This is a genomic window from Streptomyces sp. NPDC006259 (assembly GCF_042870975.1).
Taxonomy (GTDB): domain Bacteria; phylum Actinomycetota; class Actinomycetes; order Streptomycetales; family Streptomycetaceae; genus Streptomyces.
Map to the genome: position 1 here is coordinate 812,839 of NZ_JBIAHY010000002.1, position 14,790 is coordinate 827,628.

The 14,790-nt window shown below is 71.7% G+C and carries 15 protein-coding genes; 5 read left to right on the top strand and 10 right to left on the bottom strand.

Annotated features, from left to right (window positions below):
* Positions 1-357: 357 nt before the first annotated feature.
* The 4 genes from ACFYO5_RS09525 to ACFYO5_RS09540 all read right to left on the bottom strand — a co-directional run bounded on the left by ACFYO5_RS09525 (position 358) and on the right by ACFYO5_RS09540 (position 3,256).
* Positions 358-573: a hypothetical protein gene (locus tag ACFYO5_RS09525; RefSeq protein WP_388706171.1), complete on the bottom strand. Its 216-nt coding sequence runs from the start codon at positions 571-573 to the stop codon at positions 358-360.
* Positions 574-634: 61 nt separating this feature from the next.
* Positions 635-1,750 carry a PP2C family protein-serine/threonine phosphatase gene (locus ACFYO5_RS09530; RefSeq protein WP_388707174.1) on the bottom strand — a complete coding sequence of 372 codons (1,116 nt, stop codon included), beginning with the start codon at positions 1,748-1,750 and terminating at the stop codon, positions 635-637.
* A 573-nt stretch (positions 1,751-2,323) separates the two neighbouring features.
* Positions 2,324-2,716: a gas vesicle structural protein GvpA gene (locus tag ACFYO5_RS09535; RefSeq protein ID WP_356564890.1), complete on the bottom strand. Its 393-nt coding sequence runs from the start codon at positions 2,714-2,716 to the stop codon at positions 2,324-2,326.
* Positions 2,717-2,884: 168 nt separating this feature from the next.
* Positions 2,885-3,256: an STAS domain-containing protein gene (locus tag ACFYO5_RS09540; protein WP_388706175.1), complete on the bottom strand. Its 372-nt coding sequence runs from the start codon at positions 3,254-3,256 to the stop codon at positions 2,885-2,887.
* Positions 3,257-3,425: 169 nt separating this feature from the next.
* On the opposite strand from ACFYO5_RS09540, the gene ACFYO5_RS09545 reads away from it, so the two are divergent.
* Positions 3,426-3,911, top strand: coding sequence for an ATP-binding protein (locus tag ACFYO5_RS09545; RefSeq protein WP_388706177.1), 486 nt, complete (start codon positions 3,426-3,428; stop codon positions 3,909-3,911).
* Positions 3,912-4,036: 125 nt separating this feature from the next.
* Here the strand turns inward: ACFYO5_RS09545 and ACFYO5_RS09550 are convergent, their stop codons facing one another.
* Entirely contained in the window at positions 4,037-4,207 is a 171-nt protein-coding gene (locus tag ACFYO5_RS09550; protein WP_356564896.1) for a hydrophobic protein, read from the bottom strand.
* A 208-nt stretch (positions 4,208-4,415) separates the two neighbouring features.
* Here ACFYO5_RS09550 and ACFYO5_RS09555 point away from each other — a divergent pair, with 208 nt between their 5' ends.
* Positions 4,416-5,480, top strand: a complete 1,065-nt coding sequence (locus ACFYO5_RS09555) for a DUF3533 domain-containing protein (protein WP_388706180.1) — start codon at positions 4,416-4,418, stop codon at positions 5,478-5,480.
* Positions 5,481-5,594: 114 nt separating this feature from the next.
* Here ACFYO5_RS09555 and ACFYO5_RS09560 read toward each other — a convergent pair whose 3' ends face one another.
* The 3 genes from ACFYO5_RS09560 to ACFYO5_RS09570 form a co-directional block, all read right to left on the bottom strand.
* Positions 5,595-6,983: a glycoside hydrolase family 43 protein gene (locus tag ACFYO5_RS09560; protein WP_388706183.1), complete on the bottom strand. Its 1,389-nt coding sequence runs from the start codon at positions 6,981-6,983 to the stop codon at positions 5,595-5,597.
* Positions 6,984-7,577: 594 nt separating this feature from the next.
* Complete coding sequence (locus ACFYO5_RS09565) at positions 7,578-8,444, bottom strand: class I SAM-dependent methyltransferase (RefSeq protein WP_388706186.1); 867 nt, start codon at positions 8,442-8,444, stop codon at positions 7,578-7,580.
* A 91-nt stretch (positions 8,445-8,535) separates the two neighbouring features.
* Entirely contained in the window at positions 8,536-9,129 is a 594-nt protein-coding gene (locus ACFYO5_RS09570; RefSeq protein ID WP_388706188.1) for a helix-turn-helix domain-containing protein, read from the bottom strand.
* A gap of 368 nt (positions 9,130-9,497) precedes the next feature.
* Between ACFYO5_RS09570 and ACFYO5_RS09575 the strand changes: the two genes are divergently transcribed.
* Positions 9,498-10,211, top strand: coding sequence for a thioesterase II family protein (locus ACFYO5_RS09575; protein ID WP_388706190.1), 714 nt, complete (start codon positions 9,498-9,500; stop codon positions 10,209-10,211).
* A gap of 124 nt (positions 10,212-10,335) precedes the next feature.
* On the opposite strand, the gene ACFYO5_RS09580 is transcribed toward ACFYO5_RS09575, so the two are convergent.
* Both ACFYO5_RS09580 and ACFYO5_RS09585 read right to left on the bottom strand, forming a co-directional pair.
* On the bottom strand, positions 10,336-10,782 hold the full coding sequence (locus tag ACFYO5_RS09580) for a hypothetical protein (RefSeq protein ID WP_388706191.1): 447 nt from the start codon (positions 10,780-10,782) through the stop codon (positions 10,336-10,338).
* 341 nt (positions 10,783-11,123) lie between these two features.
* Positions 11,124-13,118 carry a hypothetical protein gene (locus ACFYO5_RS09585; protein WP_388706192.1) on the bottom strand — a complete coding sequence of 665 codons (1,995 nt, stop codon included), beginning with the start codon at positions 13,116-13,118 and terminating at the stop codon, positions 11,124-11,126.
* A 252-nt stretch (positions 13,119-13,370) separates the two neighbouring features.
* On the opposite strand from ACFYO5_RS09585, the gene ACFYO5_RS09590 reads away from it, so the two are divergent.
* Together ACFYO5_RS09590 and ACFYO5_RS09595 are read left to right on the top strand one after the other, a co-directional pair.
* Positions 13,371-13,502 (top strand): hypothetical protein, encoded by a 132-nt coding sequence (locus tag ACFYO5_RS09590; protein ID WP_388706193.1) that lies wholly within the window; start codon positions 13,371-13,373, stop codon positions 13,500-13,502.
* Between the two features lie 189 nt (positions 13,503-13,691).
* Positions 13,692-14,531: an RNA polymerase sigma factor SigF gene (locus ACFYO5_RS09595; protein WP_388706196.1), complete on the top strand. Its 840-nt coding sequence runs from the start codon at positions 13,692-13,694 to the stop codon at positions 14,529-14,531.
* Positions 14,532-14,790: the final 259 nt, after the last annotated feature.

The following is a 14,790-nucleotide window of genomic DNA, read 5'->3' on the forward strand; positions in this document are numbered from 1 at the left end:
GGCCGGGGGGGGGCCATTGCGGGGGGTGCCTCCCCTTCCCAGTACCGAAACCGGGGGGCGGGGCGCGCCGCGCGGGGGGGGGCCCCGGGGGGGGCCCCCCCCCCCCCCCCGGGGGCCCCGCCCGGAGCCGTTTCGTGAGGCCGGTCCGCGTGGCCGCGGCCGAAGGTCCCGGTGTGCCCCGCGGCACGGGCACCACGCAGAGCGAGGGCCTCCGGCCCCCCGGAGGAGCAGTCGTCGGCCATGGCCTCTCCCCACCCGTGACCGGGCGCCCTTCGGTCCGGCGTGCGGCGCGTCCACGCGGCCCGCCCGGACCGGAGCCGGCCGGAGCGAGGGTCGACTGCCGACTGCGCCGGTTCGTCAGTGCGTCCACGCCTCCGGGCCGCCTCCGCGCCACTCGACCAGCCCCGACTGCCGCACCCATACGTCGTCCACGTCATCCAGGCCGGCGAGACGCAGGAACTCGACGACGTCCAGCATTCCGTACGCCAGCCCGACGAACCGCTCGTTGACCCGGACACGTCTGCCGCCGTCTTCGGCGGGCGGGTAGATCACGATGGGCTGCTTGCCGTCCATACGGCCAGCCTGCCGTCGAAGCGTGTCGGGCGCACGGTGTGATGCGCCGGCCGCGTGCGCGTCAGGGAGCGCCGGTGTCGCCGTACCAGTCCAGGCAGATGACGCTGGCGTCGTCCTGGGGACGGCCGTGGCACGCCTCCTTCACCGCCTCGGTCAGCGTTTGGACCGTCTGTCTGGGATGGAGATGGCGGGTTCTGCGAAGCAGTGCCGGCAGGTCGACCGCGGCCGCCTCCCGGTCCTGCATGCCGTCGGTGATCAGAAGGAGTCGGTCGCCGGGGCGCAGGTCGAATTCCTGGACGCGGTAGGGGATGGGGGAGGGGACCCCGAAGGGCAGGTTGATGGAGAGGGGGACCTCCTCCACGTCGCCGTCGCGCAGGCGCAGGGGCCAGGGATGGCCGGCGTTGATCAGTTCGACGCGCGCCCGCGGGAGGTCGACGCAGAGCAGTAGTCCGGTCGCCATGGTGCCGCGGCCGTGCGACAGAAGCGCCTGGTGGGCCTGATGTGCTTGGGCGTCGACGTTGCACCCCGCGCGACGGGCGCCGCGCAGGGCGCCGAGCAGGAGAGTGGCCAACAGGGCGGAGTTGACGTCGTGCCCCATGGCGTCGGTCAGAGACAGGTGCAGGGTGTCGCGGTCCAGGCTGTAGTCGTAGGTGTCCCCGCCGATGTCGTCCGCGGGCACGAGCGCGCAGGCGATGGTGAACTGGGGCGCTTCGCAGCAGGAGGCGGAGGGGAGCAGCTGATGCTGGATCTCCGCGGCGAGGGTCAGGGGCGCGGTGCGCTGTCCCCACTGGTAGGCGTCCGTGAAGCGCCGGTCGGTGACGATGATGTACGCGAGGGCGTGGGCCGCCTCCGCGACGTGGCGGAGCACCTCGGCGTCGGTGTGGGGGAGCGTCATCTCCAGGACACCGATGCAGTCGCCACGGTTGGTGACCGGTGCGATGACCCGCTGCCGGCCCTCGGCGTCCCGCTCCTGGTGCAGCCGCTGGTCCTGGAGGACCGCCTGATAGACACTGCCTTGCAGGGGGATGCGCACCTGGCTGGTACCGCCGGCTTCGGCGTCGTCGGCGGCGGTGAGCCGCACGAGTTGCTGACCGACGAAATCCAGGAACAGGAAGGAGACGGAGACGGCTCCGAAACGCTTCTGCACGTTGCGTGCGACGACATCCACGGAGTCCATGGGCGCGGCGTCCTCAGCAGCCGCCAGGACCTCTCCCAACGCGAACTCATGGGCCACGACATCCTCCTGACTGTTCGCCCATACGTCTTTCCGCAACCGGTCGAAGCATCCCTGCCCGTTCTGTGGCATCGCCCGCACGAGTGATCCACAGGTGACGGGGCAGCTCTCGGGGCCCGCTGTCACCGACGTGGTGCGGGCCCGGGTCGGGTGCGGGTTCAGGTCGGGTGCGGGCTCTGGGGTGGCCGCGGCGCCCTTGCCGCCGTCACCGAGCCGGTCGGCCACCCGGTTGACCGGTTCCTGGCCGGCGTAGGAGGCGCTGAGGCCGGGCGTGGGCCGGCGTGGATGCCTTGGCCCCCGGCAGGAATCGACCTGAGTGCGGGTGCCGTCGGCGGCTCACCGACTCCTCTTGCCGGCCAGGAGGACCGGCACGGGTGCGGGTCGGCTCCAGGCCGGCCCTGTCGGGGCCGGGCTCAGCGCCAGGGCGGCGGCCGCGGACGGCGTGTCGGCCGTGCGGCGCTTCCCGTCACGGGCTGAGGGGGCGCAAGACGGCCTCCTCGGGCCGGTGCCGACGCCTCAGTCGCTGCTCCGCCGCACACCGGACCGTTGGTCCTGGCCCTGGCCACGGGCCTGCTGGAAGGCTTCGGCGACCGTCTCCGCGGCACCGGACAGAACCCCCTTGGTCTTGCCCCGGGCACCGGACTCCATCATCTTTCCGGGCAGCTCGGTGAGACCCGCCGGCTTGCGCGGACCGGACTCGAGATCGAGACGGTTGCAGGCCTCGGCGAAGCGCAGGTAGGTGTCGACGCTGGCGACCACGATCCGTATGTCGATCTTGAGTATCTCGATGCCCACCAGGGAGACCCGTATGAACGCGTCGATCACCAACCCGCGGTCGAGGATCAGCTCCAGGACGTCGTAGAGCCCACTGGAACCTCCGCCGCCGCCTTGCCGCTGCGCTACCGTCATCACCCATCCCCTTGCCGGACACGCGGGTACCGCCTCCTCTCCCGCTGTCCGCCGGAAGACGCGCACACGAAAGCGGCGAGGCGATTCGTACGTGTACGAGTTGCCCCGCCGATCGTGATCAAACGTCTGTGCGAGCGAGGGTCGGCCCCACGGTGCCGAGGAGAGGGGTCAGGGGCTGCTCAGGGCCTGCTCGAGGGTGGCGTGGCAGGAGATGACCTCGTCGATCCCGACGATGCGCAGAACATGCAGGACGGAATCCTGCGCGCCCGCGATGCGCAGCCACCCCTCGGTGTCACTGACGGCCCGGTGAGCGCCGACGAGGACGTTGATGCCACTGGAGTCCATGAAGGTGACGCCGCTGAGATCCACCACGATCCGGGACGGTGACACCGCACCGCTCGGCGGCAGGAGGGCCTCGGTGAGCACGTTCTTGACGTCATGGTCGATCTCGCCGACCACGGTCACGACACGAACGCCGTCGACCACACTCTGCTCGATGGACAGCTGGTCCGGCCGGTTCGGTTGGGGGTTGTCGCTCACTGTCTCCTCGACTGCGCTTAAGGTAGCCCCGGGTCAGGACCATGCGTGGGCGATTCTGCCTCACCGTTTGGGCCGCGTGCACCCGATCGGCCGTTCCGGACGGTACATCCGGGGCATACGTAGTCACCTGGTGGGATATCTGCGCTCACGGGAACGGGGAAATGAGGCGATGCTCGTGGGATCCGAGGTCGACGGTGGGGACTGTAGGACGCCCGGCGACCCCTCGTTGCACGCCGGCTTCGCGCTGGGCGGGGACGACGGCTGCATCGCCGAGGCCCGCCACCACGCCGTCGCGTTCCTCGAGCAGGCTCGCGGCGGCCATCACCTGGAGGTGTCCGCCCGCGCGATGGATCTGACGCAGTTGGTGGTCAGCGAGCTGGTCACCAACGCCCGCAAGTACGCCCCCGGCCCCGTGCTGATGGAACTGCGCGTCGTCGACGCCAGCGTGGAGGTGGTCGTGTGGGACAGCGATCCCACGGTTCCCGCCGCACGCGCCGCCGACCCCGGCAGGATCGGCCAGCACGGCCTGGAGATCGTCAAGGCCGTCGCCGAGGACCTCACCGTCCGGCAGGAGGGGGTCGGCAAGCGCATCACCGCCCGCATCGCTCTGTCGGACGCGCCCGGCGGAGATGGCGCCGCCCGCGGCCCGAAGTAGCGGCCGATCCCGTTCGGGAAGACCGGTGCCGTCCTCCGTCCGGAGGGAGCAGGTGCCTCAGGAGGAATGCCCGTGGGCCCCGGGAATTCCCGGGGCCCACGGGGCTACTGCCGTTCCTCAGCGGGTCACCATCGATACCAGCGGCCCTTGCGGCCGCCCGCGTCCACGGAGCGCACCACGAAGCCCAGCAGCCAGACGACCAGCACGATGACGGCGATCCACCACAGTGCCTTCAGCGCGAAACCCGCGCCGAAGAGGATCAGGGCCAGGAGCAGAACAAGAAGCAGGGGAACCATAGTTATCAACCTCCGTGGCTCCTCGTGCCCGTGGAACGGCGGAACATACGGCTGATTTCCCTGGTTTCTTCGTCACTCTTCCGGGCAGCCGTGCGCGTGATGATCAAGCCGGTCACGGGTCGGTGAGCGGCCGGGACGCGGCGGCGTCCACAGCCGTTCGGACGTGTCCCGCCTGCGGGAACGCCGGCCGCCACGGACCGTTGGACCCATGACACAGAGCACCCTGTCCGAGGTGAAGGACGCCGTGACCGCACGGGCCACGCTGCTGGTGATCGGCGTACTCGCCCTTCAGCTGCTGTTCATCGCCTCCTACGTGGGGGCGCTGCACGATCCCAGGCTCAAGGACGTGCCCTTCGGGGTCGTCGGCCCGCGGGCCGCGGCCGAGCAGGCGGTCGCCCGCCTCGACGGGCTGCCGGGCTCGCCGCTGGACCCGCGTCCGATGTCCGACGAGGCGACGGCCCGGAAGAAGATCATGAACCGGGACATCGACGGTGCTCTCGTGGTGGAGCCGGCCGGACACACGGACGTCCTGCTGGTCGCCTCCGGCGGGGGCAGGACCCTCGCCGCCGCGCTGGAGACGCTCGCCACCACCGTGGAGAAGTCGCAGGGACGGACCGTGCGCACGGTCGACGTCGTTCCGGTCTCCTCCCGCGACTTCAACGGACTGTCCTCGTTCTACCTGGTCATCGGCTGGTGCGTCGGCGGCTACCTGTGCGCCTCCATCCTGGCCATCAGCACCGGCGCCCGCCCGGCCGATCCGACCCGCGCCGCGATCAGACTGGGCACGATGGCACTGGTCTCGATCGTCGGCGGGCTCGGTGGCGCGGTCATCGTCGGGCCGGTCCTGGGCGCCCTGCCCGGCAGTGTGGTGGCGCTGTGGTGGCTCGGCGCGCTGATCACCTTCGCGGTGGGGGCGGCGACGCTCGCCCTCCAGGGACTCTTCGGCGTCATCGGGATCGGCCTGGCGATCCTGCTTGTCGTCATCCTGGGCAACCCGAGCGCGGGCGGCGCCTTCCCGCTGCCGATGCTGCCGCCGTTCTGGCAGGCGATCGGTCCGGCCCTGCCCCCGGGTGCGGGCACCTCGTCCGCACGGTCGATCGCCTACTTCGGCGGGAACGACATGACCGCCTCGCTGCTGGTGCTGTCGGGCTGGGCGCTCGCCGGCACGGTGATCACCCTGCTCGCGGCCGCCCTGCGACAGCGCCGCGCCGACCGGCCGGACCTCACCGGGACGGGAACGGAGGACGCTGCGGCCCGGACGAGCGGGGTGTAGGCCGCCCACGCCGCAGGTGGCGCCGTACCACCTGCGGCGAATCTCCCACCGCACCACCCACCTGGGCCCGCGGGTACCTGGGACGGGCGCCGCGGCTGCGAGCGTGCTCCGCGGTCAGTATCCGACTCGGAAGGTCGCGTCCTGTCGGTCCGTGGTCGTGGAGATCGGGTCGATGCGCAGCACGTAGTTCGAGTGGCGGATGTAGCGGGTCGGGTAGTTGTACGACCGGAACGACGCCCAACTCGCGTCCGCCAGGCCCGCCGTGCGGGAGAACGTCGCGTCCGCCGCGAACGTCGACGTGCCGTCGTCGGCGTCCAGTTGGAGCTGGTAGTTGTAGTGGCGCAGGTAGCGGGTCGGGTAGTTGACCGACTGGAAGGAGACTCCTGTGCCGTCGGCGAGACCCGGGACCAGTTTCCACTGGGAGTCGGTGGGCGGGTCGATCGGATACTCGTCGATGCGGCCCACGTAGTTGGCGTGCCGGACATAACGGGCCGGGTGGCTGTACGACTTGAGGCGGTTCCAGGTGGGGGCGCCCCACTTGGCGACGAGGTTGTCGTACTGGGCGCTCGTGATCGTGGTGATCCCGCAGTGCTTGGAGTTGAGCGGCTGGGTGTAGGTCCTCTGGTCGAGCGCCGTCCAGGTGCCCGCCGCGAGGTCGGTGGACTGCCAGGCGTAGAAGACGCCGTTGGGCGTGTAGGTGTCGCCCCAGAGGTACCAGTTCGCCGACGTCAGGGACTTGACGAGGGTCGGGGCCTCGGTGCCGCCGTGGGCGACGCCGGTGGTGAACTCCGTGAAGCTGCCCGGGGCGAGGGAGGTGGACCTGGCGCCGACGAGCGTCTGGTTCTTCTTGAAGTACAGGTAGTTGACGCCGTTCACGCCGACGGCCATGTCACCGTCGATCACGTCGTAGCCGGGGTCGAAGAAGACCTGGGGGGCGGAGGCGGTGACGAAGTCGGTCGTGTAGTTGACCATGATGACGTTGTGGCCGCTGGCGTTGACGGCGGAGTAGATGATCGCGTACTGGCCGCGGCCCGCGTCCCAGAACGCCTCGGGCGCCCAGCTGTGGGTGTTCATGTCGTGCAGCTTCAGCCGGTGGTAACCGGTGAAGGTGCGCAGGTCGGTGGAGTACCAGACGTGGATGTACTGGCTGACGTAGTTCCAGTTCGTGCCCTTGAGGTCGGTGGCGAGGACCACGAAGGTGCCGTCCTGCCTGCGCAGGACGAAGGGATCGCGCAGGCCGAGGGCGCCCTCGGTGGGGGCGACCACCGGGTTGTTCTGGTTGAGCGGCATCCAGTTCAGCGAGTCCGTGCTGACGGCGAGGTGGAGGCCGTAGTCGGTTCCCTCGCCGAGGCTGGTCGACTCGGTGAAATAGCACATCACGTACGCCGAGTCGGCGGCGTGCGCGGTGCCGGCGCCGAGCGTCAGGGCGCCGGTCATGGCCAGGGGTGTCGCGGCGGCCATGCCGAGAACGAGACGGCGGGAGGGGAGGGGACGGGGTGTCATGCGTTCTCCAAGGGGTGTGCGCGGCCCTCAGGACGACGTCAAGGGGGGAGGAGGGAACGGAAGACTGGTCGACATTTCGAACGCGGTTCGGGAAGTCGGTCAGAAGGTAGGACGTGGTCCCGTGCGCGTCAATCACCTCGGTCATCTTTGGTGATTTCTGTGCGCAGGAGCCACAGCCGTCAAGCTTCTCGGAGACGACCACACGGGTGAGGGGCCTTGGCGAACGAGGAGATGGACGACGCCACCGACCCCGACCCGACGGCCTCGCAGACGGCCGGTGGCAAGCCGGCGCTCTCGCGCGGACCGGGCGACCGGCGCAACCGGCGGCCGATGCCTTGGCGCATCGCAAGGCCGTGCGGAAGACGGTGAGCGGCGCGGTGACGACCAGCGACATCACCCGGTGCTCCTGCATCCGGGCGCCGCGCCCACTGCGCAGGTCGGCGGCCGGGGGCTCCGATGCGCCCGTCGCGGCTCCCGGACCGGGACGGGGCCACGACGCCGGGCGTCCTCACACGGAACGAGACCGCCCGCGCGGCGGTCATCACCCGCGCGAGGGATGACGCATCGTGCTCCGGGTGACCCGAACACCCCGGGTCAGGTGCGTCGCGCCGCCCACACGGTGCGCTCGGTGCGCACCGTCAGGTCGCCGCGGCGCAGGACGCTGTGCGGGCTGTCGTCGTCCAGCAGTCGGTCGAGGGCGGTCAGGTCCTCGGCCGCCAGGACGGAGGCGATGCCGTCGCGCATGCGCCGCAGACCGCTCAGCGCGTAGCGGCCTGCCACGTCGGAGCGGAGCGTGCCGGTGTCGACGGTGATGGTGCGTTCGCCCACGACGGTGAAGCCGGCGTCCGTCAGCTTGGGACCCCAGTCGGCCCCCCGGTGGGAGACGTGATCGGCATGGCGGCGGTCGAGCGCGGCGTGGCAGCGCTCCTCGAGACCGGGAGCACCTTCCGGGGCGTCCGCGGGCAGGAACCGGGGGAAGCCGGCCAACTCGACGACGGCGAGCAGCCCGCCCGGTGCCAGCAGGTCGTGGACCTGGCGCAGGGTCCGGTCGGGATCGGCCATGTGATGCAGGGAGGCGGACGCCCACACCAGCTCAGGCCTCCCGAGGTCCGGCCACGTCGCGGCGTCCAGGTCGGCCTGGACGACGCGTACGCGCTCGGCCGCTCCGGCGGCGGCCGCCTTCTCCCGCAGACGCCGCAGATGCGCGGTCGAGGAGTCGACGGCTGTCAGCTCGGCCCCCGGAAAGCGCTGGAGCAGAGCGAAAGTGCCGGCTCCGGTCCCGCAGCCCAGGTCGACGATGTGGCGGGGGCCGGTCTCGATCGGCAGCCAGTCGGTGAGGGACGCGGTGTGTTCGGCGAGTACTTCCGCGTCCAGGTCGAGGATCTCCGTCTGGTCGGCCGCGTCGTGCGGGTGGGTGTGGCGTGCGCCGAGGTGCGCGGTGTCCGGGGTGGGCTGGTTCATGCGGCCACGCTAGGCGGCCGGTCCACCGATGCCCCGGTGCGTTGCGGAGTACGCAAGGAGATGGCCCGCCGACGGGCGGGAGACGCAAACGTCATGGTGAGGAGCGGTTCCCTCGGTCGGCTTCCTCGGCGCGCTGATGGCCGCGGCGGGCGTCGCGGTCGAAGAGGCCGAGGACCTCGCAGGGTCCGCCCTCGGCGCCGATGGCGTGCGGGAGCATCGTGGGGAACTCCGCCGCCTGGTTGGTCTCGATCCGAAGGCGCCGGTTGCCCAGGAGCAGGATCGCGGTGCCGGACAGGACGACGAGCCATTCGCGGCCGGGGTGGGCCCGCATCCGCGCGGGATTGTCGGGCGGCGGGCCGGTCATCCGCTGGCGTACGACGGTCATGCCCGGCTCGGCCTTGAGGAGCCAGCGCATCGTCCCGTGAGCCGCGTCGATCATCGGGTGGGAGATGACGTCGTCGGCGGCGGTCTCCACCAGCTGGTCGAGCGAGGTGTCCAGGGCGCGGGCGAGGGTGACGAGCTGGTCCAGGGCCAGGCGGCGCCGGCCGTTCTCGATGCGGGACAGCGTGGACTGGCTGATGTTGGCGCGCGTGGCCAGTTCCTCCAGGGACCAGCCCTGAGCCACGCGCAGCGCACGGATCCGTCTGCGTACCAGGCTGTCCAGCTCACCGTTGTCATGCGTCATGAGCAACACCGTATGCCTGGTGAGCAAGGCGCGTGCGGCAGAACGGCGGCACCGTACAGCCGCCCGCCAGTACGCACCCGTCATCGACCGTGTCCGCCGGCGCACGAGGACGCGCCCCCACCCCTCCAGGGTAGACACCGGCGAGAAGGCACTGGCGCCCGCGCCGCTAGGCACCACGGCGCTATGACGTGGATCGCATGGACTGCGGCATTGTGATCCAGATCGGTGAGGGAGCTCCTCGCGCGGGGCGCGGCGGCAGTGACAGTGTGGGGGCGAGGGCGCCGAACGAACGAGGGGGAGATTGAATGACGGGTCGGGACCGTTGGATTCGTGTGTTGCGCCGGGTCGGACAGCCCACCGCCCACGTGGTGTTCTGTCCGCATGCCGGCGGTGCCGCCTCCTTCTTCGCGCCGTTCGTACGGCATTTCCCAGCCGGATTCGACCTCTCCGCAGTCCAGTACCCCGGACGGCAGGAGCGCCTGGACGAGCCCCTCGTGCCCACCGTCGAGAGCCTCGCCGACCACCTGCTGCCGATTCTGCGGCAGTTCGCGACCGCCCCGGTGCCTCTCGTGATCTTCGGCCACAGCATGGGAGCGAGCGTGGCCTTCGAGACGGCGCTGCGACTGGCCGCCGAGGAGCCCGTGGCACCCTGCCGGCTGGTCGTCTCCGGGCGGAGCGCCCCCTCGGTGCCCCGCGTCCACGCGTACGCCACCACGGACCGCGAGATCCTCGACGACCTCGCCCGACTCGGTGGCACCCAGGCGCAGTTCGTGAACGACCCGGAGATCATGGAGGTGTTCCTGCCGTCGCTCCGCAACGACTACGGCGCGGTCGCACGGTACCGCCCCAGCGGTGAAGCGGTCCTGGACGCACCCCTGTTGTGCCTCACCGGCGAGCAGGACCCGCGGGTGTCACCGGAAGAGGCCGCCGCCTGGAAAACCCACACCTCGGCGGAGTTCCGGCTGGAATCCTTCCCGGGCGGCCATTTCTTCCTGTCGGATCACCGGGAGGCTGTCGCACGAACGGTCGCGGACTGGGCCGGATCCTCGCACGGCGACCCGTCCACGGCCGCGGGCGCGTGACACCGGGCGGCGCGAACAGGGGTCGGACATCCCCACGGAACAGGGCACGGAGAAGAAGGGGCGTCCACGCCCGCTCATGGCCGACCCCGTCCGCCGAGGCCTGCCCGGAACACCGCGGGAGAAGTCAGCAGGCGTCGTACTTCCAACCGCCGTCCTCCAGCGTCCACGGCTGCGCCCGCTGGTCGAACTCGGGCAGTCCCCGCACCTTGTAACTGACGCGCCCGAGCTTGCCGGACACCTCGGCCCGCACGTCGGTCGCCGGGTGGTCCGGCCCGTAGTCGGTCTTCGCCTGCTCGACGACGGCGGCGTAGGCCTCCGCTCCCGTCTTCTCCCGGCAGCGTGCGGAGAGCATGCCGTACGCGGTGTCGGTGTCGGCCGCGAAGTAGGCCGAGGTGTAGACGGCCGCGGCTGCCTCCAGGTCGTCGCCCTCGTGCGCCTCCGGGACGGCGACGGTCTGCTCGGCGTCGGCCGGCCCTGAGTCGCTCGCCGCCGGGGCGCCGTCTTCGCCGGAGGAGCAGGCGGTGAGCGTGAGAAGCGTCGCGGCGATGATGATCGAGGCGCGAGTGCGCATATCGTCCCCCAAACGGTGTGGCTGAGGGGGAATCGTGCCACAGGGGCCCTGCGAGGGGATCCGTCGGTCCGGTGCGCAGGTCGCCGGTCTGGACGCTGTCGAGGACGTGGAGCCGCGCTGCCCGGTGCGCGCCGCGCGGCGGAGCACCGAGCGAGGGCCGCGCGGCGGAGGACCGAGCGAGGGCCGCGCGGCGGAGGACCGAGCGAGGACGGATGCTCCGGACAGCTCCGCCGCCCGGGCAGTTCCGCCGCCCCCTCACCGCCCGCGCCTGACGGTTCCGCCCCCTTGGCCGCAGTCGCTCCCGCCGCCACCGCAGTGGCCAGCGCCCCAGTGACCGGCGGCTACCCGCTCTCCAGCCCGAGTTCCTCGGCGACCCACCGCGCGGTACGGTCCCCGGCGTCGAGGTGGGGTCGCAGCGCGCCGTACGCCTCACCGGTGTGCCCCTGTCGTGCCAGTCGCGCCACCAACCACCACAGGTGGAACGGCAGATCGAGCCCCGGCCCGGCTCGCCGGTAGTAGGCCGCCGCCTCGGAAAGCCGTTCCTCATGGAGGAGTTGCCGGGCGCCCGCTTCCGCGTAACGCGGCCCGGAGGGGTGGCCCGAGGCGAGGGCGTCGTCGATCCACTCCAGCGCCTGGTCCAGCCGACCGCTGACACGTGCCGTGCCGAGTGTGTCGAGCAGGGCGTCCGGTTCGTGGTCCGCTTCGGCCAGTACCTCCGCCCAGCACAGCGCCTCCCAGAAGGAGGCGGCCTTCTTCAACTCCGTACAGATCATGATCGACCAGAGCCGCCCGTTCGTACGACCGAGCCGCGCGGTGAGCCAGGAGACCGCCTTGCCCGTCTGTCGGCCCTCACGGTGCAGACGGGCGAAGTACGCGGCCTGGCCGGGCGTCGAGCGGGACAGGACGGCCAACTCCGCGTCGGTGGCCCGGCCCAGCAGCGCTCGGGCGAAGGCGGCGGGGCCGTCCGCGAACGGCGCACGAAGATCGGCGGCCGTCTGCCACAGATAGTCCGCCAGCCGGTAGTGGGTCTCGGAGAGCGGGGTCTGACCCGGGCGGGGACGCACGGGCACGAGCGGCCCCGGAACACCGCGTGCCGGGCGGGTGAGGTGGGCGAGGAATCCGTCCGGCCAGCCGGCCGCTCCCTCCTGGTGCGCCTCGTCCCACTGCGCCGCGCTCAGGTAGGCGGGTGCGGTGGCCGTGAGCAACCGCTCGGGAAGATCGGGGCCCAGACCGAGCGTGCGCAGTTCGACGGCGGCCAGGACGAGGGCCCGCGCCGGAGCCGGCGCCGTACGGACCCGCTCCATCAACACCGGGACCCCGGCCAGGTACTGGGTGATCCGCCGCTCCGAGGCGTTGTGCAGGGCCTGGGCGAGACGGGAGTCCTCCCGAGCCGCCGCGGCGAGCGCGGGCATCTCCTCCTCGGTGAACGCGTCGGGCACCTCGATGCCGCGGCCGGTGAGCAACCGACGCGCCTCGGCGTGCGGATCGGGCCGTCCAGGCACCGCCGCAGCGCACAGTGACTGCCAGTGCTCGGGCCAGATCGTGCCCAGAACCAGGACAGGGGCCAGGGCGGGGTCGTGGAGCATTCCGCGCAGCGCCCCGGCGACGCGCTCACCGGCCTCCTCGGGAAGCAGGTACAGCTCGGTCTCGTCGAGCCACACCACCGTCCGCGGCCCGATCCGTCCGGCGTCCCGCAGGAAGGACGCGGGGCGCGGATGATCCGCGGGATGCCACGACCGCCAGTCGGCGGGCAACGCCCGCACGGCTTCCCAGCAGGCGCGCGTCTTGCCCGTCGAGGACCCGGCGACCAGCACCGCCAGCGTGCTGCGCCCGCCGACGGCGCGAGCGACGGCCTCGGCCAGCCGGGCGTCGTGCGCCCGTCCGACGTACGTCGGCAGCAGCGGCAGGTCCTCGGTCGGTGCGCCGGTGCCCGTGTCGGTCGGCGCTCCGACGTCCGCGTCGGTCGGTGCGCCGGTGCCCGTGTCGATCGAGGCGTGCACCTCGAAGGCGAAGGGGTCACTCAGGTCACCGACCGGGGTCCCCAGTGGTCGGGCCGTCCCGGCCCGTACCCACAGGGTGCGCGCCCGCGCCACCGTGTCCGCCGGGTCCCAGCGGGCCTCGCGCGCCAGCACGGTGGCGACGGCGACCACGTCCGCCTGTGACGGCGGTAACGCGGGCGCCGACAGGATCCGGTGCACCGAGTCCCGCGCGGGGGCTCCCGGAGCGTCGTCGTCGGCGGCGATGAGAGCGGTGACGACGTCCAGGCTCGGAGCGCCGGCCGCGAGATACACCTCGTACAGAAGGTCCTTCAGCTCGCGCAGTGGCCCCGGCGGCACCCTCGGGCGCCCGACAGGGCGCGGCCTGCGAACCGGCCCACCGGGTTGCCCGTCGCCACTCATCGCCCCCATCATTCCCCACCCCCGAAGAGGGCACCCCGTGAACCGCGACGCGCGGCGGACCGGGACGGCGGCTCATCGCCACTCGGCTGTGGCTACGGCCGTTGAGGAACGCTCGTCCCAACGGCGGGGCGCGCACCGACCGGTCTCCGCGACCGCCGCCCGTCCCATCCCGTGCCGAAAGGACAGCCGATGTCCCGTACCTCTCCGCGTCGCCTCACCCGTACCGAACACGTCCGCCTGGTCACCGCCGCGCTTGCCGGTGCCCTGTCGGGAGCAGCCCGAGCCGCCATGGCCTGGTTCCTCGATCACGCCCGGCCATGACCGTCCCCCACCGGGACGCGTCCGCCTGCCGTGGCGGGCGGACGAGACGAGCCCGCACCCCCGCCACGGCACGCGGTGAAAAAAAATCACTGAGGATTCGAGGAATGCTCGTCGGTTGCCGGGGTAGCCGCGAGCTTGCGGAACTAGGGACCGGCGAAGACAGCGCCGGCCGACTGGGAGGGGCAGATCATGGCGACGACCGTGCAGACCACCGGGCAGACGGTGGGCGTTCCGGCGATCGAGGACCCTTCCAAGGTCGCGCCGAGGGACGCGCGGGAGTTGTCGAAGCTGTTCTTCGACCAGTTGGCGCTGCTGGAGGAGGGCACCCCCGAGTACCAGTACGCGCGCAACACGCTGATCGAGATGAACATGTCCCTGGTCCGCTACGCGGCCGGCCGGTTCCGCAGCCGCGGGCCGGAGCAGATGGAGGACATCGTCCAGGTCGGCATGATCGGCCTCATCAAGGCGATCGACCGGTTCGAGCTGACCCGCGAAGTCGAGTTCACCTCCTTCGCCGTCCCCTACATCGTCGGTGAGATCAAGCGGTTCTTCCGCGACACCTCCTGGGCCGTGCACGTCCCGCGCCGACTTCAGGAAGCCCGTGTCCAGCTCGCCCGCGCCAACGAGGAGCTGCGCAGCCGACTGGGCCGTACGCCTACGACCAAGGAACTCGCCGAGCTGATGAGCCTGCCGGAGGACGAGGTCGTGGAGGCCCAGCTGGCCTCCAACGGCTACACCTCGGCCTCCCTGGACGCGGCGATCAACGGCAGCGAGGACGGCGAGGCCGCGCTCGCGGACTTCATCGGCGACGAGGACGCCTCCCTCGGCCTGATCGAGGACTTCCAGGCCCTGGCGCCGATGATCGCCGCGCTCGACGAGCGGGACCGCAAGATCATCCACTGGCGGTTCGTGGAGGAGCTGACCCAGGCGCAGATCGGCGAACGCCTCGGCGTCTCCCAGATGCACGTCTCGCGGCTGATCTCGCGTCTCCTGGCCCACCTGCGCGAAGGCATGCTCAGCACCACCTGACGGCCGTGAACCCGCACCGTGCCGCCGGCAGCGCTGCCGGCGGCACGGTGCGGGGCCGTCGGCAGGTCCGCGGCCGACGGCGCCTCCGGAGGGAGCACCGACGCCGTCGCTCCGGCCCGCCCGGCAGCCGGCTCCGGCCACCCGGCAGCGCGTCCGGAGGAGGCCCGAGTCCTTCGGGATGACCCCGTACCTGGCCGGGCTCGCCCTCGTGGCGAGCCCGGCCGAGTTCTTCGCTCGGCCCACCCGGCAGCCGGCGGCG